This is a genomic window from Cupriavidus sp. JZ107, assembly GCF_053903255.1.
Genome location: NZ_CP096480.1, coordinates 1,804,318 through 1,828,120 on the forward strand (window position 1 = coordinate 1,804,318; position 23,803 = coordinate 1,828,120).

Annotated in this window: 21 protein-coding genes; 12 read left to right on the forward strand and 9 right to left on the reverse strand. The window is 67.8% G+C overall.

Annotated elements, in window-relative coordinates:
* Positions 1-29: 29 nt before the first annotated feature.
* The 4 genes from M1D55_RS07700 to M1D55_RS07715 all read right to left on the reverse strand — a co-directional run bounded on the left by M1D55_RS07700 (position 30) and on the right by M1D55_RS07715 (position 6,699).
* Positions 30-377: a hypothetical protein gene (locus M1D55_RS07700; RefSeq protein WP_157071991.1), complete on the reverse strand. Its 348-nt coding sequence runs from the start codon at positions 375-377 to the stop codon at positions 30-32.
* Between the two features lie 192 nt (positions 378-569).
* Positions 570-3,725, reverse strand: coding sequence for an efflux RND transporter permease subunit (locus M1D55_RS07705; RefSeq protein ID WP_456280571.1), 3,156 nt, complete (start codon positions 3,723-3,725; stop codon positions 570-572).
* 13 nt (positions 3,726-3,738) lie between these two features.
* Positions 3,739-4,935 (reverse strand): efflux RND transporter periplasmic adaptor subunit, encoded by a 1,197-nt coding sequence (locus tag M1D55_RS07710; protein ID WP_456280572.1) that lies wholly within the window; start codon positions 4,933-4,935, stop codon positions 3,739-3,741.
* Positions 4,936-5,016: 81 nt separating this feature from the next.
* Positions 5,017-6,699 carry a RecQ family ATP-dependent DNA helicase gene (locus M1D55_RS07715; RefSeq protein ID WP_456280573.1) on the reverse strand — a complete coding sequence of 561 codons (1,683 nt, stop codon included), beginning with the start codon at positions 6,697-6,699 and terminating at the stop codon, positions 5,017-5,019.
* A gap of 309 nt (positions 6,700-7,008) precedes the next feature.
* Between M1D55_RS07715 and M1D55_RS07720 the strand changes: the two genes are divergently transcribed.
* On the forward strand, positions 7,009-8,178 hold the full coding sequence (locus M1D55_RS07720; RefSeq protein ID WP_156526544.1) for an MFS transporter: 1,170 nt from the start codon (positions 7,009-7,011) through the stop codon (positions 8,176-8,178).
* 45 nt (positions 8,179-8,223) lie between these two features.
* On the opposite strand, the gene M1D55_RS07725 is transcribed toward M1D55_RS07720, so the two are convergent.
* A complete protein-coding gene (locus M1D55_RS07725; RefSeq protein WP_456280574.1) occupies positions 8,224-9,612 on the reverse strand; it encodes an FAD-binding oxidoreductase in 1,389 nt (462 codons plus the stop codon).
* A gap of 513 nt (positions 9,613-10,125) precedes the next feature.
* Here M1D55_RS07725 and M1D55_RS07730 point away from each other — a divergent pair.
* From M1D55_RS07730 to M1D55_RS07740, 3 genes are all read left to right on the forward strand, one after another.
* Positions 10,126-10,548 (forward strand): VOC family protein, encoded by a 423-nt coding sequence (locus M1D55_RS07730; protein ID WP_043439785.1) that lies wholly within the window; start codon positions 10,126-10,128, stop codon positions 10,546-10,548.
* Between the two features lie 137 nt (positions 10,549-10,685).
* Positions 10,686-10,970, forward strand: coding sequence for a hypothetical protein (locus M1D55_RS07735; RefSeq protein ID WP_456280575.1), 285 nt, complete (start codon positions 10,686-10,688; stop codon positions 10,968-10,970).
* Between the two features lie 230 nt (positions 10,971-11,200).
* A complete protein-coding gene (locus M1D55_RS07740; RefSeq protein WP_052511374.1) occupies positions 11,201-12,052 on the forward strand; it encodes an EamA family transporter in 852 nt (283 codons plus the stop codon).
* Positions 12,053-12,092: 40 nt separating this feature from the next.
* On the opposite strand, the gene M1D55_RS07745 is transcribed toward M1D55_RS07740, so the two are convergent.
* The 3 genes from M1D55_RS07745 to M1D55_RS07755 all read right to left on the reverse strand — a co-directional run bounded on the left by M1D55_RS07745 (position 12,093) and on the right by M1D55_RS07755 (position 14,682).
* The gene (locus M1D55_RS07745; protein WP_456280576.1) at positions 12,093-13,190 is read right to left on the reverse strand and encodes an NADH:flavin oxidoreductase/NADH oxidase; all 1,098 of its coding nucleotides are present in this window, start codon (positions 13,188-13,190) and stop codon (positions 12,093-12,095) included.
* Positions 13,191-13,269: 79 nt separating this feature from the next.
* On the reverse strand, positions 13,270-13,959 hold the full coding sequence (locus M1D55_RS07750) for a type 1 glutamine amidotransferase domain-containing protein (protein ID WP_456280577.1): 690 nt from the start codon (positions 13,957-13,959) through the stop codon (positions 13,270-13,272).
* Between the two features lie 129 nt (positions 13,960-14,088).
* Positions 14,089-14,682 carry a TetR/AcrR family transcriptional regulator gene (locus tag M1D55_RS07755; protein ID WP_064576313.1) on the reverse strand — a complete coding sequence of 198 codons (594 nt, stop codon included), beginning with the start codon at positions 14,680-14,682 and terminating at the stop codon, positions 14,089-14,091.
* 241 nt (positions 14,683-14,923) lie between these two features.
* On the opposite strand from M1D55_RS07755, the gene M1D55_RS07760 reads away from it, so the two are divergent.
* The 3 genes from M1D55_RS07760 (at position 14,924) to M1D55_RS07770 (ending at position 16,398) form a co-directional block, all read left to right on the forward strand.
* Positions 14,924-15,379, forward strand: a complete 456-nt coding sequence (locus M1D55_RS07760) for a DUF6932 family protein (RefSeq protein WP_156526539.1) — start codon at positions 14,924-14,926, stop codon at positions 15,377-15,379.
* Entirely contained in the window at positions 15,376-15,618 is a 243-nt protein-coding gene (locus tag M1D55_RS07765) for a hypothetical protein (RefSeq protein WP_156526538.1), read from the forward strand. The genes M1D55_RS07760 and M1D55_RS07765 overlap by 4 nt, the downstream gene beginning before the upstream one ends.
* Positions 15,619-15,732: 114 nt before the next feature.
* Positions 15,733-16,398 carry a DsbA family oxidoreductase gene (locus tag M1D55_RS07770; protein ID WP_456280578.1) on the forward strand — a complete coding sequence of 222 codons (666 nt, stop codon included), beginning with the start codon at positions 15,733-15,735 and terminating at the stop codon, positions 16,396-16,398.
* A 15-nt stretch (positions 16,399-16,413) separates the two neighbouring features.
* Here M1D55_RS07770 and M1D55_RS07775 read toward each other — a convergent pair whose 3' ends face one another.
* Positions 16,414-17,040, reverse strand: a complete 627-nt coding sequence (locus tag M1D55_RS07775; protein ID WP_456280579.1) for an N-acetyltransferase family protein — start codon at positions 17,038-17,040, stop codon at positions 16,414-16,416.
* A 61-nt stretch (positions 17,041-17,101) separates the two neighbouring features.
* On the opposite strand from M1D55_RS07775, the gene M1D55_RS07780 reads away from it, so the two are divergent.
* The 5 genes from M1D55_RS07780 (at position 17,102) to M1D55_RS07800 (ending at position 23,723) form a co-directional block, all read left to right on the forward strand.
* Positions 17,102-17,668, forward strand: a complete 567-nt coding sequence (locus tag M1D55_RS07780) for a winged helix-turn-helix transcriptional regulator (RefSeq protein WP_023264380.1) — start codon at positions 17,102-17,104, stop codon at positions 17,666-17,668.
* 295 nt (positions 17,669-17,963) lie between these two features.
* Positions 17,964-19,316: an MFS transporter gene (locus tag M1D55_RS07785; RefSeq protein ID WP_456280580.1), complete on the forward strand. Its 1,353-nt coding sequence runs from the start codon at positions 17,964-17,966 to the stop codon at positions 19,314-19,316.
* 78 nt (positions 19,317-19,394) lie between these two features.
* Complete coding sequence (nirB, locus tag M1D55_RS07790) at positions 19,395-22,001, forward strand: nitrite reductase large subunit NirB (protein ID WP_456280581.1); 2,607 nt, start codon at positions 19,395-19,397, stop codon at positions 21,999-22,001.
* Between the two features lie 145 nt (positions 22,002-22,146).
* A complete protein-coding gene (gene nirD / locus M1D55_RS07795) occupies positions 22,147-22,497 on the forward strand; it encodes a nitrite reductase small subunit NirD (RefSeq protein WP_456280582.1) in 351 nt (116 codons plus the stop codon).
* Positions 22,494-23,723, forward strand: a complete 1,230-nt coding sequence (locus M1D55_RS07800; protein ID WP_456280583.1) for an NAD(P)/FAD-dependent oxidoreductase — start codon at positions 22,494-22,496, stop codon at positions 23,721-23,723. Before nirD ends, M1D55_RS07800 begins: the two co-directional genes overlap by 4 nt.
* Positions 23,724-23,803 lie beyond the last annotated feature (80 nt).

Here is a 23,803-nt window from a genome sequence, read left to right on the forward strand (position 1 = left end):
CCTGTCGATGGGATCGATGCGATCGCGTCCTACTGGCTGGTCGCGTCCTCGTCCCCGTGTTCGTCTCCCGCGACAGCGATCTTCACCGGGCCCTGCTGCTTGTTGCCCTGCTGGCCCTGGTCATCCTGCTGGTCCTCCTGCTTGAAGACCTTGCGCTGCTCGACGTTCTCGGCGCCACCGGCGGTCATGCCGTCGCCCAGCGTATTGCCGCTGCCGGAGACTCCTCCGGCGGCGCGCTCCTCTGCCTGTACGGTTTCATCGGTATTGGCGCCCTCGGGATCGGGACGCTGCGCCGGGTCCGCGGCGGCGTTCTGCTGTCTTGCGTCGCCGCCTTGCCCGGCTTGTCCGCGCTGTCCACCCTGCGGTTGCTGTGCCATGGTGTCCTCCATACGTCACGATGCCTGCAGGCAAGCTGCAAGAACCCTGCCATTGGCGGCGGCGCATGCGCAGCAGGGGCCGCAAACCGCGTCAGGACGCGCCTGCGGCCGGAGCAAGGCCTGTGCCGCCGGCATCGGCTCGCGCCCGGGCACCGGACCCGTGAGTAACAAATACCCGGCCGGTAAGGTTCTTCACGCGGTCTTTGCCGACGCTTCGCTGGTCCGCTGGGCGTACTTTCCGCCGAACCAGCGATGCACCGCGACATAGAACAGCGGTACCCAGAAGATTGCCAGCACCGTCGCGGTGATCATCCCGCCGATCACGCCGGTGCCGATCGCATGCTGGCTGCCCGAACCCGCGCCGACCGACGTGGCCAGCGGCACCACGCCCAGCACGAAGGCCAGCGAGGTCATCCCGATGGGCCGCAAACGCATCCGGCTTGCCTCGATCGCGGCCTCGACGATGCCCTTGCCCTGATCGTGCAGCGCCTTGGCGAATTCGACGATCAGGATCGCGTTCTTGGCCGACAGCCCCATCGTCGTCAGCAGGCCGACCTGGAAGAACACGTCGTTGGGCAGCCCGCGCGACAGCGTCGCCGCCAGCGCACCGACGATGCCCAGCGGCACGACCAGCATCACCGAGAACGGAATGGTCCAGCTCTCGTACAGCGCAGCCAGGCACAGGAACACCACCAGCAGCGACAGCGCATACAGCGCCGGGGCCTGCGCGCCGGACAGCCGCTCCTCGTACGACAGCCCGCTCCACGAATAGCCGACGCCGGCCGGCATCTGCGCCATGATGGCCTCGACCGCGGCCATCGCTTCGCCGGAGCTGTGGCCCGGCGCCGGCTCGCCCAGGATCTGGATTGCCGCGACGCCGTTGTAGCGCTGCAGCTTGGGCGAGCCATGGCCCCAGCTGCCGCTGGCAAACGCGGTGAAGGGCACCATCGCGCCGCGGTCGTTGCGCACGAACCATTTGGCGAGGTCGTCGGGATGCATTCGCGCATCGGGGCGGCCCTGCAGATAGACGCGCTTGACGCGGCCCTGGTCGATGAAGTCGTTGACATAGCTCGAGCCCCAGGCGATCGACACCGTGCTGTTGATCTCGGCCAGCGACACACCGAGCGCGCGCGCCTTCTCGTCGTCGATCTCCAGCCGATATTGCGGCTCGTCGTTCAGGCCGTTCATCCGTACCCGCTGCAATTCGGGACGTTGGGCCGCGAGCTGCAGAAAGCGGTCGCGCGCCTGCATCAATACCTCGCGCCCGACACCGGCACGGTCCTGCAGATAGACGTCGAAGCCGGTCGCATTGCCGAGCTCCATCACGGCCGGCGGCACGAAGGCGAAGGCCATCGCATCGCGCATGCCGCTGAACCGCGCCTGCGCGCGCCGGGCGAGATCGAACACGCTGGTCGCCTCGCCGATGCGTTCGTGCCATGGCTTGAGCAGCACGAAGGCAAAGCCGGAGCTCTGGCCGCGGCCGGCGAAGTTGAAGCCGTTGACGGTAAACAGCGACTGCACCACGCCGCCCTCTTCCTGCAGCAGATACTCGCGCAGCCGGTCCAGCACCTGCTGCGTGCGCTGCGCCGACGCGCCGGGCGGCGTCTGCACCTGGGCGAACAGCACGCCCTGGTCCTCGTCCGGCAGGAACGAGGTCGGAATCCGCGTGAACATCCATGCGGCCAGCGCCAGGATCAGCAGGTAGACGGCGAAGTAGCGGCCGCGCCGTTTGAGCACCGCCACCACGCCGCGTTCGTAGCCGCGCGTGGCCGCCTCGAAGCCGCGGTTGAACCAGCCCAGCGGGCCGCGTTTCGCCGCGCCGTGCCCATGTTCATGACCGTGCTGCGGCAGCGGGCGCAGCATGGTCGCGCACAGCGCCGGCGTCAGCACCAGCGCGACCAGCACCGACAGCACCATCGCGGACACGATCGTGATCGAGAACTGCCGATAGATGACCCCAGTGGAGCCGCCGAAAAACGCCATCGGCAGGAACACCGCGGACAACACCAGCGCGATGCCGATCAGCGCGCCCTGGATCTGGCCCATCGAACGGCGCGCCGCCTCCTTCGGCGGCAGTCCTTCCTCGGCCATCAGCCGCTCGACGTTCTCCACGACCACGATGGCATCGTCGACCAGCAGTCCGATGGCCAGCACCATGCCAAACATCGTCAGCGTATTGATCGAATAGCCGAACGCCGCCAGCACGCCGAAGGTGCCAAGCAGCACCACCGGCACCGCAATGGTCGGAATCAGCGTGGCGCGCACGTTCTGCAGGAACAGATACATCACCAGGAACACCAGCACCACGGCTTCGAGCAGCGTGCGCACGACGCCTTCGATCGACGCGGAGATCACCGGCGTGGTGTCGTACGGATAGACCACCTGCATGCCCGCCGGGAAGAACGGCTCCAGCTCGCCCAGCGTCGCGCGGATCGCCTTGGCGGTATCGAGGGCGTTGGCGCCGGTGGCGAGCCGGATCGCGATGCCGGAAGCCGGGCGGCCGTTGTACTGGGCATTGATGTTGTAGTCCTGGCCGCCGAAGCCGACCTCGGCCACGTCCTTGAGCCGGACCTGCGAGCCGTCGCCGTTGACCTTGAGCAGGATCTCGCGGAACTGCTCGGGCGTCTGCAGGCGCGTCTTGCCCACCACCGTCGCGTTCAGCTGCTGGCCGGCGACCGACGGCAGCCCACCCAGCTGGCCGGAGGCCACCTGCACGTTCTGCGCCTGGATCGCGGCGCGGACGTCCGACGGCGTCAGCTGATACGCGGTCAGCCTCGCCGGATCGAGCCAGATCCGCATTGCGTACTGCGCGCCGAACACCTGGAAGTCGCCGACGCCCGGCGTGCGCGACAGCGGATCCTGGATGTTCGACACGATGTAGTTGGCGAGGTCCTCGCGCGTCATGCTGCCGTCGCTCGACACCACGCCGACGATCATCAGGAAGTTGCGCACCGACTTGGTCACGCGGATGCCCTGCTGCTGCACCTCCTGCGGCAGCAGCGGCGTGGCGAGCTGCAGCTTGTTCTGGACCTGCACCTGCGCGATGTCCGGATTGGTGCCCTGCTCGAACGTGACGGTGATGGTCATGTTGCCGTCGCCGTTGCTCTCGGAGGAGATGTAGCGCAGGCGGTCCAGCCCATTGAGCTGCTGCTCGATGACCTGCACCACGGTGTCCTGCACGGTCTGCGCCGAGGCGCCGGGGTAGTTGACCTGGATCGCGATGGTCGGCGGCGCGATGGCCGGATACTGGCTGACCGGCAACGCGCCGATCGACAGCGCGCCCGCCAGCATGATCACCAGCGCGATGACCCAGGCGAAGATCGGGCGTTCGATAAAGAAGCGGGACATCGGGGCGCTCCGTTCAACGCTGCGAAACGGCGGCGCGCGCCGGGGGGGCCGCGACTGCGGAGGCGGGCGCGCTGGCCGGCGCTGCCCCCGCCAGCGGCAGCGCACGCACCTTCATGCCCGGCCGCACGAACTGCAGCCCATCGACGATCAGGCGCTCGCCCGGTTGCAGGCCCGCGCTGACCAGCCAGTTGTCGCCGATCACGCGTTCGGCGTCGATCCGGCGCAGTTCGACCTCGTCGTTCGCATTGACCAGCAGCGCCGTGGCCTGCCCCTTCGCGTCGCGCGTCACGCCGCGTTGCGGCGCCAGCATCGCGGCGGGCCGCACGCCCTGCTGCATCCGCGCGCGCACGAACATGCCGGGCAGCAGCTCGTGCCGCGGATTCGGAAACACCGCGCGCAAGGTCACCGAACCAGTGCCGGTGTCCACCGCCACCTCGGTGAACTCGAGCCGGCCCGGCTCGGTGTACTCGCTGCCGTCTTCGAGGATCAGCCGCACGCGGGCCGCGTTCTCCCCCGCCGCTTCCAGACGACCGGCCGCGAGATCGCGGCGCAGGCCCAGCAGCGCGGACGAGGGCTGCGTGACATCGACATAGATCGGATCGAGCTGCTGCACGGTGGCCAGCGCGTTGGCCTGGCCGTTGGTGGCGAGCGCGCCCTCGCTGGCGAAGGAGCGGCCGATGCGCCCGGAGATCGGCGCCAGCACCCGGGTGTAGCGCAGGTCGATCGCGGCGCGGTCCACCGCCGCCTGCGCGGTCAGCCAGGCCGCTCGCGCCTGCTCGTATTCCTGCTGGCTGACCGCCCGCTCGCGTGCCAGCCGCTCGTAGCGCTGTGCGGTCTGCCGGGCCGACTCCAGCGTCGCGGCGGCGCTGGCGTGCGCGGCCTGGTAGGTGGACGGATCGATCTGGTACAGCTGCTGGCCCTGCCGGACCTCGCTGCCTTCCTTGAACAGCCGCTTCAGGATGATGCCGTCGACCTGCGGCCGAACCTCGGCGACGCGGTAGGCCACGGTGCGGCCGGGCAGTTCGGTGCTGAGCGCCACCGGCTGGGGCTGCAGCGTGACATAGGCGACCTCGGGAGTGCGGGCAGCGGCGGGGGCATCCTGCCTGCCGCAGGCGGCAAGCGTCAATGCCGTCAGCAGGACCAGCGCGATCGCGGGCGTTGCCGCGAATGACAGGGAACGGGAGGTGTTGAAGACAGGGTCGGCAGGCATGGCGGCATCGGAGAACATCGGGCGGCACCGATGCTATCCGTCCATGCCGGTCACGGCGCTGGCGCCAGGCTGACGGTTTCGTCAGCTATCCGTGGTACGGCCCGCAGGCATAGCCTCGCGCTTCAGATAGCGCGGCACGAAGCGGCGGATCGCGCCATCAGGAAAGCGCACATCGACGCGTTCGCGCGTGGTCGCCACCACGGTGCCGACGCCATGGCGGCGGGCGCGCACCTTGTCGCCTTCGGCGAAACGCGGCGCGCTCGCGCCGGCTTTCGATTCGGGCAGCGGTTCGACCGGATGGCGCGCCGCCTCGGCCGCCCGCACGCAGCTGTCGCAGGTGCCGCAGCGTTCCGGGCCGCCATGTTCGCCGTAGTACTCCAGCAGCATCGCCCAGCGGCAGCTGCCGCTGCGCGCGTAGTGCAGCATCGCCTCGAGCGTGGCGCGGTCCTTGCCGCTGCGTTCGGCGTACTGGGCCGCGATGGTTTGCACCGCCTGCGCATCGTTCTTGCCCGGCTGCCGGCTGTAGCGGCCGTCCTTGTGGCGGCGCGCGATTTCCGCCTCGCACAGCATCGTCAGCGCGACCTGCAGCTTGCGCCTCGCCACGTTCGGCAGCCGTTGATGCAGCGCGTCGAGCGACAGCGGTTCGGCGGCATCGATGTCCCGCATCTCTGCGACGATCTGCTCGAGCGTATCGGCACTGGGATAGCGATTCGACAGGAAGAACTGCTGCACCCGCTTGTCGCGTTCGTCATGCAGCAGCGTGCAGCGCGCCGGCTCGCCGTCGCGGCCGGCACGGCCGGTCTCCTGATAGTAGGCGTCGAGGCTGCCCGGCAGCTGGGCGTGGACGATAAAGCGGACGTCGGGCTTGTCGATGCCCATGCCGAACGCATTGGTGGCGACCATCACGCGGCATTCACCGGTCATGAAGGCGGCCTGGCTGTCGCGGCGCTGCCCGGCCGTGCAGCGGCCGTGATAGAGCGCGACCTGCTGCCCGGCCTCCTTCAGGCCCGCATGCAGCCGCTCGGCTTCGCGAACCGTGGCCGTATAGACGATGCCGGCGCCTTTCTCGCGCGCGACGAGGCTGCGCACCTGCGCCAGCCGCTCGTCGTCGCCGGCGACATGCTGGACCGCATAGATCAGATTGGGCCGGTACAGGCCGGCCTTCACCACGCACAGCGACTGCAGGTCCAGCTGCGCGGCGATATCGTGGATCAGCGCGTCGGTGGCGGTCGCCGTCAGCGCAAGCACCGGCGGCCGTCCGAGCGCACGGACCGCGTCAGGGATGCCGAGATACGCCGGACGGAAGTCATGTCCCCATTGCGAGATGCAGTGCGCTTCGTCGACGACCAGCAACGCGATGCGATTGCGCTGGATCGACGCGATGACCTCGGGGTCCTGCAGCTGTTCCGGCGTGGTCAGCACGATCCGCTCGTCGCGGCGAGCCACGCTGTCCAGCGCCGCATCGGCGGCGGCATCGCCGACGGCGCTGTTGACGACCGCCGGGTCCAGCTCGAGCCCTTCCAGTTTCTCGGCCTGGTCCTGCATCAGCGAGATCAGCGGCGAGACGACGACCGTCAGGCCGTCCAGGCACAGCGCCGGTACCTGGTAGCACAGCGACTTGCCGCTGCCAGTCGGCATCACCGCCAGCGTGTCGTGCCCCTTGAGCACGCTGTCGATGACTTCGGCCTGGCCGGGGCGCAGGCGCTGGATGTCGAAGCGCTCGCGCAGCAGGCGGCGGACGGAATCGGGCAGCGTGGTGGTCATGTCCGAGCGGCGGCTGCAATTTCCATGCCGCACGCGCCCCCCGCGCCGGTTCCACGATCCGGCCGCCGCGGTCCGTCTTTGAGAAAAATTGACACCCCCGAACGGACGGACTTACGCTCGGTCGTCCCTGGACATGCCCCGCACGCCGCCTCGCGCCGCCGCGCCGCAAGCCCTTGCGGCACCGCAGTCCCCCATACCCATAACGACAAATCTCTTCGAGACAGCCTCGCCGTGCCTTCCTCCCGCCTGACTCCCTCGCTGCTCAGCGAGTTGCGCCCCGCCCTGCCGATCCTGATCGGCGCCTCCGTGATGCTGAGCCTGGCGATGGGCCTGCGCCAAAGCCTGGGCATCTTCATGCCGCCGCTGACGCGCGATATCGGCATCTCGGTATCGGACTTCACCGCGGCGATCGCGGTGCAGAACCTCGCCTGGGGCCTGTTGCAGCCGATCGCCGGCGCCTGGGCGGTGCGGATCGGATTCCGCCCGCTGATGATGAGCGGCGCCGCGCTCTATGTGCTCGGGCTCGCCTTGCTGGCCGGGGCGCAAGGCATGCTCGGCGTCACGCTTGGCGCCGGCGTCGCCATTGGCGCCTCGATGGCCTGCACCGGCAGCGCGATCGCGATGGCGGTCGCCGCCCGGCCGATCTCGCCGACGCTGCGCAGCACGGTGCTCGGCATCGTGTCGGCCGCGGGCTCGCTGGGGGCACTGATCGCCGCGCCGATTGGACAGGTGGTCGCGCAAGGCTACGGCTGGCGTGTCGGCATGGTCGCCTTCGTCGTGCTGGCGCTGGCGATGCTGCCAGCCGCGTGGTTCGCCGGCCGGGTCGACCGGCTGCCGGCGCCCGTGTCGCCGAGCGGCATCGAGCAGAACGCCCGCCAGGCGCTGGGCACGGCGCTGCGCCATGCTCCCTTCCTGGTGATGGCGATGGCGTACTTCGTCTGCGGCATGCAGCTGGTCTTCCTGACCACGCACCTGCCGTCCTATCTCGATGTCTGCGGCATGGACGCGATGCTGAGTGCGCAGGCGCTCGGCGTGATCGGCGGCTTCAACGTGCTCGGCAGCCTGTTCTTCGGCTGGGCCGGCGGGCGCGTCAACAAGCTGCTGCTGCTCGGCGGCATCTACACGCTGCGCTCGCTGGCACTGATCTGGTATTTCTCGTCGGCGCCGACGCCGGAGAGCACGCTGCTGTTCGCCGCGGTGATGGGCTTCCTGTGGCTCGGCGTGGCGCCGCTGGTGGCGGGCTGGATCGCGGAGACCTTCGGGCTGCGCTGGCAAGCGATGCTGGGCGGCGTGGCCTTCTTCAGCCACCAGATCGGCAGCTTCGTCGGCGCTTTCGGCGGCGGCCTGCTGTTCGACGCGCTCGGCTCCTACACGCTGGCATGGCAGGTCGGCGTATCGCTGGGCCTGGCCGCGGGCCTCGCGCAGATCGCGTTCGCCGTGGCGACGCGGCCGCGGCCGCCACAGGTGGCGACGGCCTAGGCCGCGCCACCGGGCGGCGTTGCGTGCCGGAATGGCGCGACGGCGTTACTGCGCCGGACGGATGTTCTGATTGCCGCGGAACAGATTGTCCGGATCGTATTCGCGCTTGATCTGCGCCAGCCGCGCGTAGTTGGCGCCATAGGCGGCGTCGACCCGCGTGGTCTCGTCCTGCGTCAGGAAGTTCACGTAGACGCTGCCCAGCGCGAATGGCGTCAGCGCATCGAACAGGCCGCGCGTCCACTGGATGCAGCGCTTGTCGTCGGCGGGCTGCTGCCAGCGGCCGTGGATGTTCATCACGAAGTTGGCGTCGCGATGCGCGTAGGCCGTGGCGTCGACCGGCACGCGGCCGACCCGCCCGCCCAGCGCACCGATGAAGATTTCGCATTCCGGCGACGGCAACGTCGCCAGCCCGTCTTCCAGCACGGCCAGCATGCCGTCGTCGAGCCGCGCGAAATTGTGCGACTTCCAGTAGTTGCGCGCCCCCGGCGTCAGCAGCGGATCGAAGGCCTTCTGCCAGGCGGCATAGGGCATGGGCCCAAGATGCTCGCCATAGGGCTGGCCGAATTCGCGGATCGGTGCGATGGCGTCGGCACCTTGCGCCGAGGGGCCGATATGGCAGCAGGCCAGCACCATCACCGGTTTGCCGTGCACCTCGGGCGGCAGGAAGGGCAGCGGCGGCGCGAGGCGGAACACCGACCATACCGTCACGTCGTCCGGCGCCGAATCCATGAACTCCCGATAGCGCGGCAGCACCTGTGCCGCCTGTTCGAACGGATAGACCACCAGGCCGCCGTAGATTTCAGGTCCGACCGGATGCAGCTCGAACTCGAACTGCGTGACCACGCCGAAATTGCCCCCACCGCCGCGGATGGCCCAGAACAGATCGGGATCGTTGTCGGCATCGACACGGTGGTGTCTTCCGTCGGCCGTCACCATGTGCGCACCGAGCAGGTTGTCCACCGTCGTGCCGTACTTGCGGCTGATCCAGCCGAAACCGCCGCCCAGCGTCAGGCCCGCGACGCCGGTCGTCGAGTTGATGCCCAGCGGCGTCGCCAGCCCGAAGGCTTGCGCCTCATGATCGAAATCGGCCAGCGTCGCACCTGGCTCGACCCATGCGACCCGTGCCTGCGGATCGACCACGACCGATCGCATCCCCGATAAATCGAGCACCAGTCCCTCGTCGCAGACGGCGGTGCCGGCGATATTGTGGCCGCCGCCCCGCACCGCCGCGCGCATGCCATGTCTTGTCGCAAACCCGATCGCGCTGATCACGTCGGCGGCGCCGGCGCAGCGCGCGATCGCGGTCGGCCGGCAATCCACCGTGGCATTCCACACCTTTCTCGCTTCTTCATAACCCGGATCGTCGGCCTGCAATACCGCTCCCCGCATCCCCGACTTCCACTGGTCGATGGTTTCCCTGGTCACACTGGTCATGGCGCACCTCTCGTCTTGCTCTTGACGCAGCGTCCTCGACAGGCTGTCCGGCCTGGAGGCCGCGCGGTGGCACGGTGATGGCCATCACGTGGTATGTGTGCCCGGATCGATCGGTCTGCGACCTGCGAGGGATGAGGGTGGGAGGCGGGATCGGCGGAGGGCGCTGGTGCGGAACATTTAAGGCACGAGGTCGGCAAATGTAAAGCCACGCCGAAGCCCTGACATTGCAGACAAAGGCAAGCAGGTTTTGCCTGTGATGCCACCCGCCAGCGCTACAATCGCACCGTCGAAAAAGACAGCGGCGGTATCGGTTAGTCCGCCCGCTCCGGTTCCCGGAGTTCTGTCGGCGCCCGCCGACCCGCGACCTTCGCCTGCATCCGAGCGGGCGGGGTCGCGCGCGTCTACTTCGCCTGCCGCCTCGATCCCTGCCCGCTTCTTGCGGCGAAGCCTTTCGTTCGACGCTGGTCCGGCTGCCGCATCGGCATGCCGGTCCGCCCATTCAGCGAGGCCATCATGAAACAAAGCATCTCCGTCGTTACCCTGCCCGTCGCCGATCTCGACCGCGCCAAGGCGTTCTATTGCGGTGGACTGGGCTGGTCGCCGGTATTCGACAACGGCGATATCGCGTTCTTCCAGTTCAACGGATTGATCGTCGGCTTGTGGACCCAAAGCTCGTTCGAAGCGGAAATCCATGGCCCATCCAGCCCGGGCGCGCGCGGCTCGGCGCTGGGCCACAACGTCGAATCGCCCGAGGAAGTCGACCGGCTGATCGCCAAGGCCGTCGCCAGCGGCGCGACACTGGTGTCGCCGGCGCGCGCCTTGTCGTGGGGCGGTTATTCCGGCTATTTCGCCGATCCGGACGGGCATCTGTGGGAGGTGGCCCACAACCCCGCCTGGCCGATCTCGCCCGAGGGCTACGTCACCTTCGCCAGCTGACCGCTGCCGCCAAAGGCGCCGGTGTCGGAATCGGCTGACAGCCGATGCGGCCCGACGCCGGTGTCCTGCGATCGCCGCCCCGGCCTATGCTGGTCCACGTTTGGACCGCATGGGCCGACACGCAACCGGGAGAGGCGATGGACTGGATCGACATGCTGCAATGGCCCGCGATGGCCATCACCGTCGCGGCCACCTGGCTGATCGGTTCGCGAGTCGCCACGCGCCGTAAGGTTGGCTTCTGGGTCTTCCTGCTGAGCAACGCACTGTGGGTCATCTGGGGCCTGCACACCAGCGCCTATGCGCTGGTGGTGCTGCAGTTCGCGCTGGCCGCACTCAATCTGCGCGGGATGCGCAAGGCCAGGCAGATCGAACAAAACGGGGAAACGCAGCCGGGGCCGGCCGGGAGCGCGGAGGCGCAGTAGCCGTGGCCCCAAGTGAATTGCCCCGGTAGCGGATCAGCGTCGTTCCGCGCAACCAGACTCCACCCATCCCGCGGTGTGCCCCGCACCCCACCTTCCACTACACTTGCGGCTTTCCTATTCCGTGCCGGCATCGTTCCAGGCCTCGGCTCGCCGGCCGAGTTGAACAACAAGAAATCGTGTCCTCCGCATCGTCCCAAGACCGCTCCACCCTGCTCGCCGTGCTCGCCCTGATGGGATCGATGGCATCGCTGTGCGTCGGCACGTCGTTTGCCAAAAGCCTGTTCGATGCGGTCGGCGCGCAGGGCACCACCGCGCTGCGGGTCGGGTTTTCCGCGCTGATCCTGCTGGTGGCGTGGCGGCCGTGGCGGTGGCCGCTGAAGGGGGCCGATGCGCGCGCCATTGCGCTGTACGGCGCGGCGCTGGGTGCGACCAATCTGATGTTCTACATGTCGTTGCGGACCGTGCCGCTCGGGCTGGCGATTGCGATCGAGTTCACGGGGCCGCTGGCCGTGGCCATCGCCTCGTCGCGGCGCGCGCTCGATTTCGTCTGGATCGCCTTCGCGGTGGCGGGACTGCTGTTGCTGCTGCCGTTGCGGGAGCACGCCGACAATCTCGATCCCGTCGGCATCGGCTACGCGCTCGCCGCCGGGGTCGGTTGGGCGCTCTATATCATCTTCGGCCAGCGCGCCGGCAATGCGCATGGGGGCCAGGCGACTTCGCTAGGCTTGCTGATGGCGTCGTTGGTGGTATTCCCGTTTGGCCTCGCCCATGCGGGCACGGCACTGTTCAGCCCGCCGTTGCTGCTGGCGGGGTTGGCCGTCGGCGTGCTGTCCAGCGCGATTCCCTATTCGCTGGAGATGGTCGCGCTCAAGCGGCTGCCGCGGCGGACCTTCGGCATCCTGCTCAGCATGGAGCCGGCGATGGGTGCGTTGGCGGGCCTGGTGATGTTGCACGAGCAGCTGAGCGCCACGCAATGGCTGGCGATCGGCTGCATCATCGTCGCTTCAATTGGCTGTACCGCGACGGCCGGTGCGCGCCGCCCGGCCAAGACGGACGCGCGCGGCACAGGCACCGCCGCTTGAGCACGCGCGACGCCCCGCCGTGACGGGGCCTTGGTCACGCTCAGGCGACCTTGTAGCGCTCGAGCCAGTGCGCGTACGGCGCGGGCAGGGTCCACGAAGGGCGGTCCACGCCGAGCGCCTTGGCTGCGTGGTACGGCCAATGCGGATCGGCCAGATGGGCGCGACCGACCATCACCAGATCCAGCTGCTGCTGGGCGACGACGCGTTCGGCGAGCTGCGGCGTATCGATGCCCCAGGCCGAAGCCACCGGCAGGCCGGTCTCGCGACGGACCCGCTCGGCCACCGGCGCGAGGAATGCCGGACCCCACGGAATGTTCGCCTGCGGCGTCGAAAAGCCGACGCTGACGCTGAGCATGTCCAGCCCTTCCTGCTTGAGCCGCTGCGTCAGCGCGATGGCTTCGCTCAGCGTTTCCTCGTCGCGGCCGTCGTATTCGATCACGCCAAAACGCGCGGTCAGCGGCAGGCGCTCGGGCCAGACCTTGCGCACCGCCGTCAGCGTCTCGACCAGGAAGCGGCCACGGTTTTCCGCGGAGCCGCCGTAGGCGTCGTCGCGCTGGTTGGAGTGGGGCGAGAAGAAGCTCTGCGCCAGATAGCCATGCGCGAAATGCAATTCCAGCCATTCGATGCCGAGGTCGCGCGCCCGCTCGGCGGCCGCGACGAAGTCCGCGCGGACGCGGGCGATATCGTCCAGCGTCATCGCGCGCGGCACCTTGGGCAGGCCGGCACCGAAGGGGATCGCCGAAGGCGCGATCGTCTGCCAGCCGCGCGGATCGCCTTCGGCAATGTGGTCATCGCCTTCCCACGGCCGGTTCGCGCTCGCCTTGCGTCCCGCGTGGCCGATCTGGATGCCAGGCACCGCGCCAGCGGCCTTGATGGCACCGACCACGGGGGCGAAGGCCTCGGCCTGCTTGTCATTCCACAGCCCGGCGCATCCCGGGGTAATGCGGCCTTCCGGCGAGACGGCGGTGGCCTCGGCGATCACCAGACCGGCGCCGCCGCGCGCGATGCCGGCCAGGTGCACCTTGTGCCAGTCGTTGATGACACCATCCTCGGCGACGTACTGGCACATCGGCGGCACCGCGATCCGGTTGCGCAGCGTGACATCTTTCAGTTGGAACGGTTGGAACAGCGCGGACATCTATCGTTTTCCTTCAGTGAGATCGAAACAGCGGGTAAAGCCAAGTGGCAAGGTGGCAAGGCGGCAGCGCGCGGCGGGCTCAATGGTCCCGTGCCGCCACGGCGCCGAGCAGCGCGTGCGCGACCGCCTCCGAGGAGGCCGGATTCTGACCGGTGATCAGCAGGCCGTCGGTGACGGCATACGGCTGCCAATCCGCGGCCTTTTCGTAGCGGCCGCCATGGGCCGTCAACATGTCCTCGACCAGGAACGGCACCACGTCGGTCAGGCCGACCGCCGCTTCCTCGGTATTGGCAAAGCCCGTCACCGTCTTGCCCTGGACCAGCGGCTTGCCGTCCGGTCCCTTGACATGGCGCAGGACGCCCGGCGCGTGGCACACCGCCGCGACCGGCTTGCCGGTGGCAACGGCGCGTTCGATCAGCGCGATCGAGTGCCGGTCTTCGGCAAGGTCCCACAGCGGCCCGTGGCCGCCCGGGTAGAACACCGCGTCGAAATCGTCGATCGACACGTCGGCCAGCTTGCGCGTCGATGCCAGCGCGGCGCGCGCCTCGGCATCGGCCTCGAAACGCCGGGTGGCGTCGGTCTGCGAGGCCGGGTCGCTGCTCTTCGGATCCAGCGGCGGCTGTCCGCCTAGCGGCGAGGCCAACGTGATATCGACGCCCTGGTCGCGGAACACGTAGTACGGCGCCGCCAGTTCCTCCAGCCAGAAGCCGGTCTTCTGGCCGGTGTCACCAAGACGGTCATGCGAGGTCAGTACGATCAGCAGTTTCATGATGCGAATCCTTGTCGGTTCAATCGAACGGCCACCGGGAATTAGACCGGTCGTCTAGTAACGAAACCAAAAAAAACGACGCGCCTTCCGCGTCGCCACTGGCGGTGTCTTTCCGCCAGCCGTGCTCTGCTACGACAGCTTCAACAATTGCCGCGTCGCGGCCATCGCCAGCGCGAACGGCTTGCCGTCCTGCCGGAATTTCCCCAACAGCGTGGCGCCGAGCCACAACTGGTACAGCGTGGCCGCCAGTTCGTACGGATCGTCGATCCCACGCAGCGAGCCATCGCGCAAGGCCGCCTCGATACAGGCGCCCAACCGCTGCACGATCTGCCCGGTGCCGCGTTCCAGCACGCCGCGCATCGCCTGCGACAGGTCGCACACCTCTGCGCCAAGCTTCACCGCCAGGCACTTGCCCTCCGGGTCGTCCGCATTCTGCGCGTTCTGCCACACGTTCCAGTAGCGCAACAGCCGCTGGCCGTGATCGCCCTCTCCGCGCACCAGCATTTGCTCCAGGTGCGTCAGATAGTCGGTGAAATAGGATTCGAGCAAGGCCTCGCCGAACGCTTCCTTGGAGCCGAAATAGTGATAGAACGAGCCCTTTGGCACCCCTGCGGCCTGCAAGATCTCGTTCAGCCCCACCGCCGAAAATCCCTTGCGGAGCATGATCGGCTTGGCCGTGTCGAGGATGTGCTGGCGGACGTCAGCGGTGGTGGAGGGTGGCATGGGGTCGATGATACCAGAATTAGACCGGTCGTCTAGTAGCGGACGCCGGAGGGTGAAGGTCGGTAGTTTTGCGAATCGGCATTCTTGTTCGCTTTTGTCCCGATGCGCCGCACTAGCTGTATGGATGCACAGTATATTCGTGACCTCCCTTCTCTAATGAAGGGGTTGCAAATGGCTCCGTCTGGACAAACCGTGCCCAACCGGGCGAACTCCCAGACACTCGCTGGTAAGGGACCAAACCGTGCCCAAGCAGGACTATCCGCCGTTGTGGCCTCCCGGCCGTCACAGGATCACGCTTTCGGACTTTCGCGCCGTCGCGGTGGAACGGTTCCCGCGCGACGGGCGGCGGCGAGAGTTGTATCTTCGGTTGGAAGCCTGGATAAAGAAGCTTCAGTCCCTCGGTGTCAAGGCAACACTCTGGCTCGACGGGTCGTTCGCCACGGAAAAACCCGGCCCCCGTGACGTCGATTGCATCCTTTGGAATCCCCGAGTGGATGGCGAGATGACGGAGGGTACAAAAGAACTCCTTGCGCCGCTAATCGACAAGAACCATGTAGACAGTGAGTTTGGGCTGGATTTTTTTATGGAGGGACCCTGGAGCGGCGACCGTTTCCAGCGAGAGGCTTACTGGTCTGGCGTTTTTGGTTTTTGCCATGATCGGATTACAGCGAAAGGATTCGTGGAGATCGCATTGTGAGCGCGGAATTTCTTGAACAGCATGTAAAGGCTTTGATTGCGGTTGCCCGGGAAACAGAGGAACAACTAGCGAAGGATCCTTATGACTTCTGGTGTGCTGCAGCGCTAAAAGTACAGTACCAAGCCATCGCCAAGGCTTGGCGCGAGCTTGCCGTTGCACGAGCAGAACAGACGCAGCAACCATTGGAATTGCGCTTGATTGCGCCTCCCGCGAAGGTCCAGGGTTGGAGCAGCACCTGAATGGCTCCATGCGAGCCGCTCCTGCAGGGTCCGGATATTCACGCTACCCTGTCGCGCTCCAATTGAAGATTCCGACCGTCGTTCGGATCCAATCCCTCTGTCAGGAATCCCCACATGCCCCAACCCCAACCGCTGAAAATCGATTTCGTCTCCGACATCGCCTGCCCCTGGTGTGCGATCGGCCTTTCCTCGCTGCAATTGGCGCTGTCCCGTCTTGGCGACGAGGTCGATGCCCGGGTCGTGCTGCACCCGTTTGAACTGAACCCCGACATGGGACCCGGTGGCGAGGCCATCGTCACTTATCTGGGCAAGAAGTACGGCCGCACGCCGGCGCAGATCGCTGAGACGCAGGCGATGATCCGGGAGCGCGGCGCCGACGTCGGGTTCTCGTTCGGTCCGCGCGAGCGCGTCTACAACACCTTCGACGCGCATCGCCTGCTGCATTGGGCCCGGCTCCAAGGCAGGCAGTTGCCGCTGAAGCTGGCGCTTCTGCAGGCCTATCATGGCGACGGCAAGGATCCGAGCGACCATGGCGTGCTGGTCGAGGCGGCGCAATCGGCGGGCCTCGATGGTGCCGCGGCGCGCCGCGTGCTCGAGAACGGCGACTATGCCGACGAGGTCCGCGCCGAGGAACGGGAATACCAGTCGATGGGCATCCAATCGGTGCCGTCGATCATCTTCAACGATCGCTATCTGGTCACCGGCGGTCAGCCGGCGGAAGCGTTCGAACAGGCGATCCGGCAGATCCTCGCTGAAGGCCCCGAAAGCGCTGAAGGCTGAACACGCCGCCGCGGCTCAGCGCATCGAGAACCAGTTCTCCGGCAGCCACTCGGTGGCGTGCCGGGCCGGCGGATTCAGCGTCAGCGTGGCCTCGTGCAGTAACGCGTCGTCCGGATGCAGCCGCACCGAGAAACCGTGCTCGCGCAGGATCGCCAGCATCCGGCGGTTCTCGCTCAATACCTCACCCCGCAGCGCACGCAGGCGTTGCGCGCTGGCGCCCTGCACCAAGGTCTGCACCAGCCGGCGGCCGATGCCGCGCCCCTGCCAGCGGTCGGTGACGACGAGGGCAAGTTCGGCGACGCCCGCTTCCCCCACCGCGTATTCCCCATTGGCGACGATGATTTCCTCGCCGCCGCCATCGCCATCGCCGCGGGCCGTGACCACAAGCGCGGAGCGGCTGCGGACGAACTGCCCGATCAAGTCGTCCGACACCAACCCACCGGTCAGGAAGCGGTAGTAGCGGCTCTCGCGCGACAGGCCGTCGACGAAGGCCCGCTGGCGGACGAAGTCATCGAGACGTACGGCGCGCGCCGTCAGCATCTGGCCACCCTTGACGGTCCAGGTCTGCGGAAAGTCGCCGAAGGCCAGGGGCCTGGCAAACAGGAAGGGAGCGATCTCGGCGGCACGCAAGACGGCGGGCATGGCTGGCATCCTGACTTCATTTATCGTAGCCAGAGTATAGGCGAGATCCTGACTTTTGCAAATGAAGTCAGCCTGCTATGCTGCGATCATGGAACCGACCTCCGAAGACCTCCGTCATTGTTCGATCGCCGGCACGCTCGCTCTGATCGGCGAGAAATGGTCGATGCTGATCCTTCGCGACGTGCTGAGCGGCGTCAGCCGCTTTGACGACTTCCTGTCCCGGCTCCAATGCTCGCCGGCCGTGCTGTCCGCCCGGCTCAAGACGCTGACCGAGGCCGGGCTGCTCCGGCGGGTCAGCTACCGCGAGCCGGGGGCGCGGGAGCGCTTCGCCTACCGGCCTACGCGCGCCGCCGTCGAACTGCTGCCCGTGCTGATTGGCTTGATGCAGTGGGGCGACCGCCATCTGAGGGATGGCTGCGGCCTGGTGGAGGTGCGCTCGGCCACCAGTGGTCTCAAGGTCCATGCCGCGTTGGTCGACGAGGCTGGCAACGAAGTGCCTTTGAACGAACTGAAGACCGTGCGATCGCGTCATGCGATGCCGGCCCGGCTGGACCAGTCCAACGCTTCGCCCTCCTCCCCGCAAGCGGACGTCACCCCTGGCGCGCCAGACCTCGCCAGCGCCGGCTGACCCCGCGCACCGCCGCCGCGCATTGCGGCGCACCATCGTCGTGCCGCCCCGCCCCAACAGCGCGCATCGCGTGATCTTTGCCGCGCTGCCGCAGCGTCGTATCCGCATCGAACAGCACAAAACCCGCTGGCATGCCGCTTGCTGAATTGTGACGCGAGCGGACCAACGGCGGCCCGCTCCAGACACACAGCGCGTCGGCGGTCTTCACCGCCGGCGTCAGGACAACGGCGTCCCCTGAACCGATCGCATCGCCTGCATCGGCTCTCGGGACGCCTTTTGTTTTCTTGGAGCCAGCATGGCAGCGACCCTCAGCCCGGATGCAAGCCTGAATTCCAGCGCGGAAAGCAAAGCGACCCGCATCGCGCTGTTCACCTTCCGCACGCCACAGATGCGCGCCTTCCATATGACGTGGATGGCGTTCTTCGTCTGCTTCTTCGCCTGGTTCGCCTGCGCGCCGCTGATGCCGATGCTGCGCGGCGAGTTCGGACTGACGCCCGATCAGGTCGCCAACATCAATATCGCGGCCGTCGCCGTGACGATCCTGGTGCGGCTGATCATCGGCCCGCTGTGCGACCGCTATGGGCCGCGCAAGGCCTATACCGGCCTGCTGGTGCTCGGCTCGATTCCGGTGCTGGGCGTGGCGATGGCGCAGACCTACGAGGCCTTCCTGTTTTTCCGGCTGCTGATCGGCGCGATCGGCGCGAGCTTCGTGATCACGCAGTACCACACCTCGGTGATGTTCGCGCCGAACGTCGTCGGCACCGCCAATGCCGCGTCCGCCGGCTGGGGCAATGCCGGCGGCGGCGCGGCCCAGGGCCTGATGCCGCTGCTGCTGGCCGGCGTGCTGATGCTCGGCGTCAGCGAGACGATGGGCTGGCGGGTCGCGCTGCTGGTTCCCGGCGTTGCGATGCTGCTGATGGCCGCGCTGTACTGGCGCTTCACGCAGGACTGCCCGCAGGGCAACTACGCCGATCTGCGCGCGCGCGGCGTCGCCATCGACGGCGGCAAGAAAGGCGGCTGGGCCAGCTTCGTCGCCGCCAGCGCCAACTACCGGGTATGGCTGCTGTTCGTGACGTACGGCGCCTGCTTCGGCGTCGAGATCTTCATCCACAACGTCGCCGCGATGTACTTCGTCGACAAGTTCGAACTGTCGCTGAAGGCCGCGGGCCTGGCCGCGGCGAGCTTCGGCCTGCTGGCGCTGTTCGCCCGCGCGCTGGGAGGCTGGGCCTCGGACAGGGTTGCGCGCACGCACGGCCTGAGCGCTCGCACCACGCTGCTGTTCGTGCTGATGCTAGGCGAGGGTCTTGGCCTGCTGTGGTTCTCGCAATCGAATTCGGTCGTGCTGGCGGTGATCGCGATGCTGGCCTTCGGCCTGTTCACGCACATGGCCTGCGGCGCGACCTATGCGCTGGTGCCGTTCATCGACCGCAAGGCGCTGGGCGGCGTGTCCGGAATCATCGGCGCGGGCGGCAATGTCGGCGCGGTCGCCGCCGGCCTGCTGATGAAGGGCCTGGGCAGCCTGCAGCAGACCCTGATGGTGCTCGGCGTGCTGGTGGTGCTGTCGGCGCTGTGCGCGGTGGCGGTGCGCTTCTCCGCGGAGCACAAGGCCCGCGAACAGGCACTGCTCGAGAACGCGCTCGCCAGCTAGCCAATACCGCCTGCCCCACTGCCGACAACAACGCACCACGAGATGCCCACGCAGGCGCCCACGAACAAGGAACGCATCATGAAGCTCGTCATCATCGGCCACGGCATGGTCGGCCACAAACTGCTCGAATGCCTGGCGCAGGCACGCGAAGAAAGCGGCGCCAACCTGCAGGTCACCGTGCTGTGCGAGGAACCGCGCCCCGCCTATGACCGCGTTCACCTGTCCGAATTCTTCGCAGGCAAGAGCGCCGACGACCTGTCGCTGGTCGAGCCGGGCTTCTTCGACGAGACCGGCTTCGCGCTGCGGCTGAACGCGCGCGCTACCGCGATCGACCGGACCGCGCGCACGGTCACCGTCTCGACCGGCGAGACGCTGCACTACGACAAGCTGGTGCTGGCGACCGGTTCCTACCCGTTCGTGCCGCCGGTGCCCGGCCGCGATCGCGCCGACTGCTTCGTCTACCGCACCATCGAGGATCTGGAAGCGATGCGCGAATGTGGCGCGCGCTCGCGCACCGGCGTGGTGGTCGGCGGCGGCCTGCTCGGCCTCGAATGCGCCAAGGCGCTGCACGACATGGGCCTGCAGGCCCATGTGGTCGAATTCGCGCCGCGGCTGATGGCGGTGCAGGTCGACGATGCCGGCGGCCAGATGCTGCGGCGGAAGATCGCGGCGCTGGGCGTCACCGCGCATACCGGCAAGAACACCGTCGAGATCGTCGACGGCGAGGACGGCACGCACCGGATGCGCTTCGCCGACGGCACGCACCTGGACACCGACATGATCGTGTTCTCGGCCGGCATCCGCCCGCGCGACGAACTGGCGCGCGCCGCGGGCCTTGCGATCGGCGAGCGCGGCGGCATCGTGATCGACGACCAGTGCCGCACCTCCGATCCGGACATCTTCGCGATCGGCGAATGCGCGCTGTGGCAGGGCAAGATCTTCGGCCTGGTCGCGCCTGGCTACGACATGGCCCGCGTGACCGCGAGCCAGTTGCTCGGCGATGAGGCGGCCTTCACCGGCGCCGACATGAGCACCAAGCTCAAGCTGATGGGCGTGGACGTGGCCAGCCTCGGCGACCCGCACGGTCGCACCCCCGGCGCGCGCGTCTACCAGTTCGCCGACGAGCGCAAGGAGGTCTACAAGAAGCTGGTGGTGTCCGAGTGCGGCACCTACCTGCTCGGCGGCGTGCTGGTCGGCGATGCGGCCGAGTACGGCACGCTGCTGCAGATGATGCTGAACCGGATGCCGCTGCCGGAATCGCCCGAATTCCTGATCCTGCCGTCCTCCGACGGCAAGGCAAAGCCGGGCCTCGGCGTCGATGCGCTGCCCGACGGCGCGCAGATCTGCTCGTGCAACAACGTCTCCAAGGGCCAGATCTGCGCCGCGGTCGGTGACGGCGCCACCAGCATCGGCGCGCTGAAGTCCTGCACCAAGGCCGGCACCGCCTGCGGCGGCTGCGTGCCGCTGGTCACGCAGCTGATGAAGGCCGAGATGAAGAAGCAGGGGCTGGTGGTCAACAACCACCTGTGCGAGCACTTCGCCTACTCGCGCCAGGAGCTGTATCACCTGGTCCGCGTCGGCGGCTTCCGCACCTTCGACGCGCTGCTGGGCGCGCACGGCAAGGGCCACGGATGCGATATCTGCAAGCCCACCGTCGCCAGCATCCTGGCCTCCTGCTGGAACGAGTTCGTGCTCAAACCCGAGCACGCGAGCCTGCAGGATTCGAACGACTACTTCCTGGCCAATATCCAGAAGGACGGTACCTATTCGGTGGTGCCTCGCATGCCGGGCGGCGAGGTCACGCCGGACGGGCTGATCGCGGTCGGCCGCGTGGCCAAGAAGTTCGGCCTCTACACCAAGATCACCGGCGGCCAGCGCGTGGACCTGTTCGGCGCGCGGGTCGAACAGCTGCCTTTGATCTGGGAAGAGCTGATCGCGGCCGGCTTCGAGTCGGGCCACGCCTACGGCAAGTCGCTGCGCACCGTGAAGTCGTGCGTCGGCTCGACCTGGTGCCGCTATGGCGTCGGCGATTCGGTTGGTCTCGCGATCGAGCTGGAGAACCGCTACAAGGGCCTGCGCGCGCCGCACAAGATCAAGTTCGGCGTGTCGGGCTGCACGCGCGAATGCGCCGAGGCGCAGGGCAAGGACATCGGCGTGATCGCCACCGACAAGGGCTGGAACCTCTACGTCTGCGGCAATGGCGGCATGAAGCCGCGCCATGCCGAGCTGCTCGCCAGCGACCTGGACCGCGATACGCTGGTCCGCTACATCGACCGCGTGCTGATGTTCTACGTGCGCACCGCCGACCGCCTGCAGCGCACCAGCGTCTGGCGCGACAACCTCGAAGGCGGCCTCGACTATCTGAAGGCCGTGGTCGTCGACGACAGCCTGGGCATCGCGGCCGAGCTCGAGGCACAGATGCAGCTGGTCGTCGATACCTACGAATGCGAATGGAAGAAGGCCGTCACCGATCCGCAGACGCGCCAGCGTTTCCACCATTTCGTCAACAGCGAGCGAGGGGACGAGCATGTCGTGTTCGTACAAGAACGCGGCCAGATCCGTCCGGCCACGCCGGAGGAAAGGAACCTGCAACGCGTGGCCGGCGGCGGCATGCCGGCGCAGCGCCCGGTGGCGGTGCCGCTGGTGCGCATCGATCGGGTCGCCGAGGCGGACCCGGTAGCGTGATGGCCTCGGTCTTCGCCCCCGCGGAAGCGGGGGCCCAGCGTCTTCAGTCCACGTTCGAAGTCACTGGGTCCCCGCATTCGCGGGGACGACGAGTATTGAACGCGTACCGAACAAGTACCAAACCCAGCCGTACCAGGAGTCATCCATGAGCCAGCTTGCCACCCACGCCTCCGAACAATGGACCGCGGTCTGCGCGCTGCGCGACATCGTGCCGAACACCGGCGTCTGCGCGCTGGTCGGGCACCGTCAGATCGCGGTGTTCCGCGTCGGGCCGGACAACCAGGTCTTCGCGATCGACAACTACGATCCGAACGCCGATGCGGCGGTACTCTCGCGCGGTCTGGTGGGCAACCTGGGCGACCGGCTGGTGGTGGCCTCGCCGATCTACAAGCAGCATTTCGACCTGCGCACCGGCGAATGCCTCGAGGCGCCGGAGCATTCGGTGCACGCCTACCCCGCTCGAGTCTACGACGGCAAGGTATGGGTGGCGGAATGACCCACACCGACAAGCCCCGCCTGGTCGTGGTCGGCAACGGCATGGCCGGCATGCGCACCGTCGAGGAGCTGCTGGCGCTCGCGCCCGATCTGTACGACATCACCGTGTTCGGCGCCGAGCCGCACGGCAACTACAACCGCATCCTGCTGTCGCCGGTGCTGGCCGGGGAAAAGACGGTCGACGACATCATGCTGCATCCGCGCGAGTGGTATGCGCGCCATGGCATCACGCTGCTGGCCGGCGATCCGGTCGTGGCGATCGATCGCGCGCGCCGGCTGGTGCGCTCGCGGTCCGGCAAGGAGATCCGTTACGACCGGCTGCTGCTGGCCACGGGCTCGCGCCCGTTCATCGTGCCCGTGCCCGGACACGCGCTCGACGGCGTGATCGCGTTCCGCGACATCCAGGATGTCGAGACGATGCTGGCCGCCGCGCGCGCGCATCGCCATGCCGTGGTGATCGGCGGCGGCCTGCTGGGGCTGGAGGCGGCCAACGGCCTGCTGCGCCAGGGCATGGACGTCACCGTGCTGCATCTTGGCGACGCGCTGATGGATCGACAGCTGGACGCCAACGCCGCCGCCCTGCTCAAGCGCACGCTGGAGCGGCGCGGCCTGCGGATCCTGCTCGGCGCCAATACCAGCGAGATTCTCGGCGAGACGCGGGTTACCGGCGTGCGCCTGGCAGACGGCACGCAGATCCCGGCCGATCTCGTCGTGATGGCCGCCGGCGTGCGTCCGAACGCCGAACTCGCCCGCGCCGCCGGCCTGCATTGCGAGCGCGCGATCGTCGTCGACGACACGCTGCAGACCTACGATCCGCGCATCTATGCCGTCGGCGAATGCGTGCAGCACCGCCAGGCGACCTTCGGACTGGTCGCACCGATCTGGGATCAGGCCCGCGTCTGCGCGGCGCATCTGGCCGGCGCCGGGCACCGGCGCTATGTCCAGCAGGCCACCGCCACGCGGCTGAAGGTCAGCGGCGTCGAGCTGTACTCGGCCGGCGACATCGTCGGCGGCGAGGACAGCGAGGACCTGGTGCTGCGCGACCCGCGCCGTGGCATCTACAAGCGCCTGGTGCTGCAGCAGGGCCGCCTGGCCGGCGCGGTGCTGTATGGCGACGTGCAGGACGGTCCGTGGTATTTCGAGTTGATCCAGAACGGCACGCCGATCGGCGCGATCCGCAATCGGCTGCTGTTCGGCAAGGCGCAGTGCGAGGCGGTGGCCGCGTGACGACATGGTGGGCGATACCGTCGTCGTCCCCGCGTGCACGGGCACGAATGTGACATCACGGCGCCAACATGGAATCCAGT

What these genes read in the sequence shown, in the direction of transcription:
- M1D55_RS07700 (WP_157071991.1), bottom strand. Translation starts at nt 377, where the DNA reads ATGGCACAGCAACCGCAGGGTGGACAGCGCGGACAAGCCGGGCAAGGC.
- M1D55_RS07705 (WP_456280571.1), bottom strand. Translation starts at nt 3,725, where the DNA reads ATGTCCCGCTTCTTTATCGAACGCCCGATCTTCGCCTGGGTCATCGCG.
- M1D55_RS07710 (WP_456280572.1), bottom strand. Translation starts at nt 4,935, where the DNA reads ATGCCTGCCGACCCTGTCTTCAACACCTCCCGTTCCCTGTCATTCGCG.
- M1D55_RS07715 (WP_456280573.1), bottom strand. Translation starts at nt 6,699, where the DNA reads ATGACCACCACGCTGCCCGATTCCGTCCGCCGCCTGCTGCGCGAGCGC.
- M1D55_RS07720 (WP_156526544.1), top strand. Translation starts at nt 7,009, where the DNA reads ATGCTGAGCCTGGCGATGGGCCTGCGCCAAAGCCTGGGCATCTTCATG.
- M1D55_RS07725 (WP_456280574.1), bottom strand. Translation starts at nt 9,612, where the DNA reads ATGACCAGTGTGACCAGGGAAACCATCGACCAGTGGAAGTCGGGGATG.
- M1D55_RS07730 (WP_043439785.1), top strand. Translation starts at nt 10,126, where the DNA reads ATGAAACAAAGCATCTCCGTCGTTACCCTGCCCGTCGCCGATCTCGAC.
- M1D55_RS07735 (WP_456280575.1), top strand. Translation starts at nt 10,686, where the DNA reads ATGGACTGGATCGACATGCTGCAATGGCCCGCGATGGCCATCACCGTC.
- M1D55_RS07740 (WP_052511374.1), top strand. Translation starts at nt 11,201, where the DNA reads ATGGGATCGATGGCATCGCTGTGCGTCGGCACGTCGTTTGCCAAAAGC.
- M1D55_RS07745 (WP_456280576.1), bottom strand. Translation starts at nt 13,190, where the DNA reads ATGTCCGCGCTGTTCCAACCGTTCCAACTGAAAGATGTCACGCTGCGC.
- M1D55_RS07750 (WP_456280577.1), bottom strand. Translation starts at nt 13,959, where the DNA reads ATGAAACTGCTGATCGTACTGACCTCGCATGACCGTCTTGGTGACACC.
- M1D55_RS07755 (WP_064576313.1), bottom strand. Translation starts at nt 14,682, where the DNA reads ATGCCACCCTCCACCACCGCTGACGTCCGCCAGCACATCCTCGACACG.
- M1D55_RS07770 (WP_456280578.1), top strand. Translation starts at nt 15,733, where the DNA reads ATGCCCCAACCCCAACCGCTGAAAATCGATTTCGTCTCCGACATCGCC.
- M1D55_RS07775 (WP_456280579.1), bottom strand. Translation starts at nt 17,040, where the DNA reads ATGCCCGCCGTCTTGCGTGCCGCCGAGATCGCTCCCTTCCTGTTTGCC.
- M1D55_RS07780 (WP_023264380.1), top strand. Translation starts at nt 17,102, where the DNA reads ATGAAGTCAGCCTGCTATGCTGCGATCATGGAACCGACCTCCGAAGAC.
- M1D55_RS07785 (WP_456280580.1), top strand. Translation starts at nt 17,964, where the DNA reads ATGGCAGCGACCCTCAGCCCGGATGCAAGCCTGAATTCCAGCGCGGAA.
- nirB (WP_456280581.1), top strand. Translation starts at nt 19,395, where the DNA reads ATGAAGCTCGTCATCATCGGCCACGGCATGGTCGGCCACAAACTGCTC.
- nirD (WP_456280582.1), top strand. Translation starts at nt 22,147, where the DNA reads ATGAGCCAGCTTGCCACCCACGCCTCCGAACAATGGACCGCGGTCTGC.
- M1D55_RS07800 (WP_456280583.1), top strand. Translation starts at nt 22,494, where the DNA reads ATGACCCACACCGACAAGCCCCGCCTGGTCGTGGTCGGCAACGGCATG.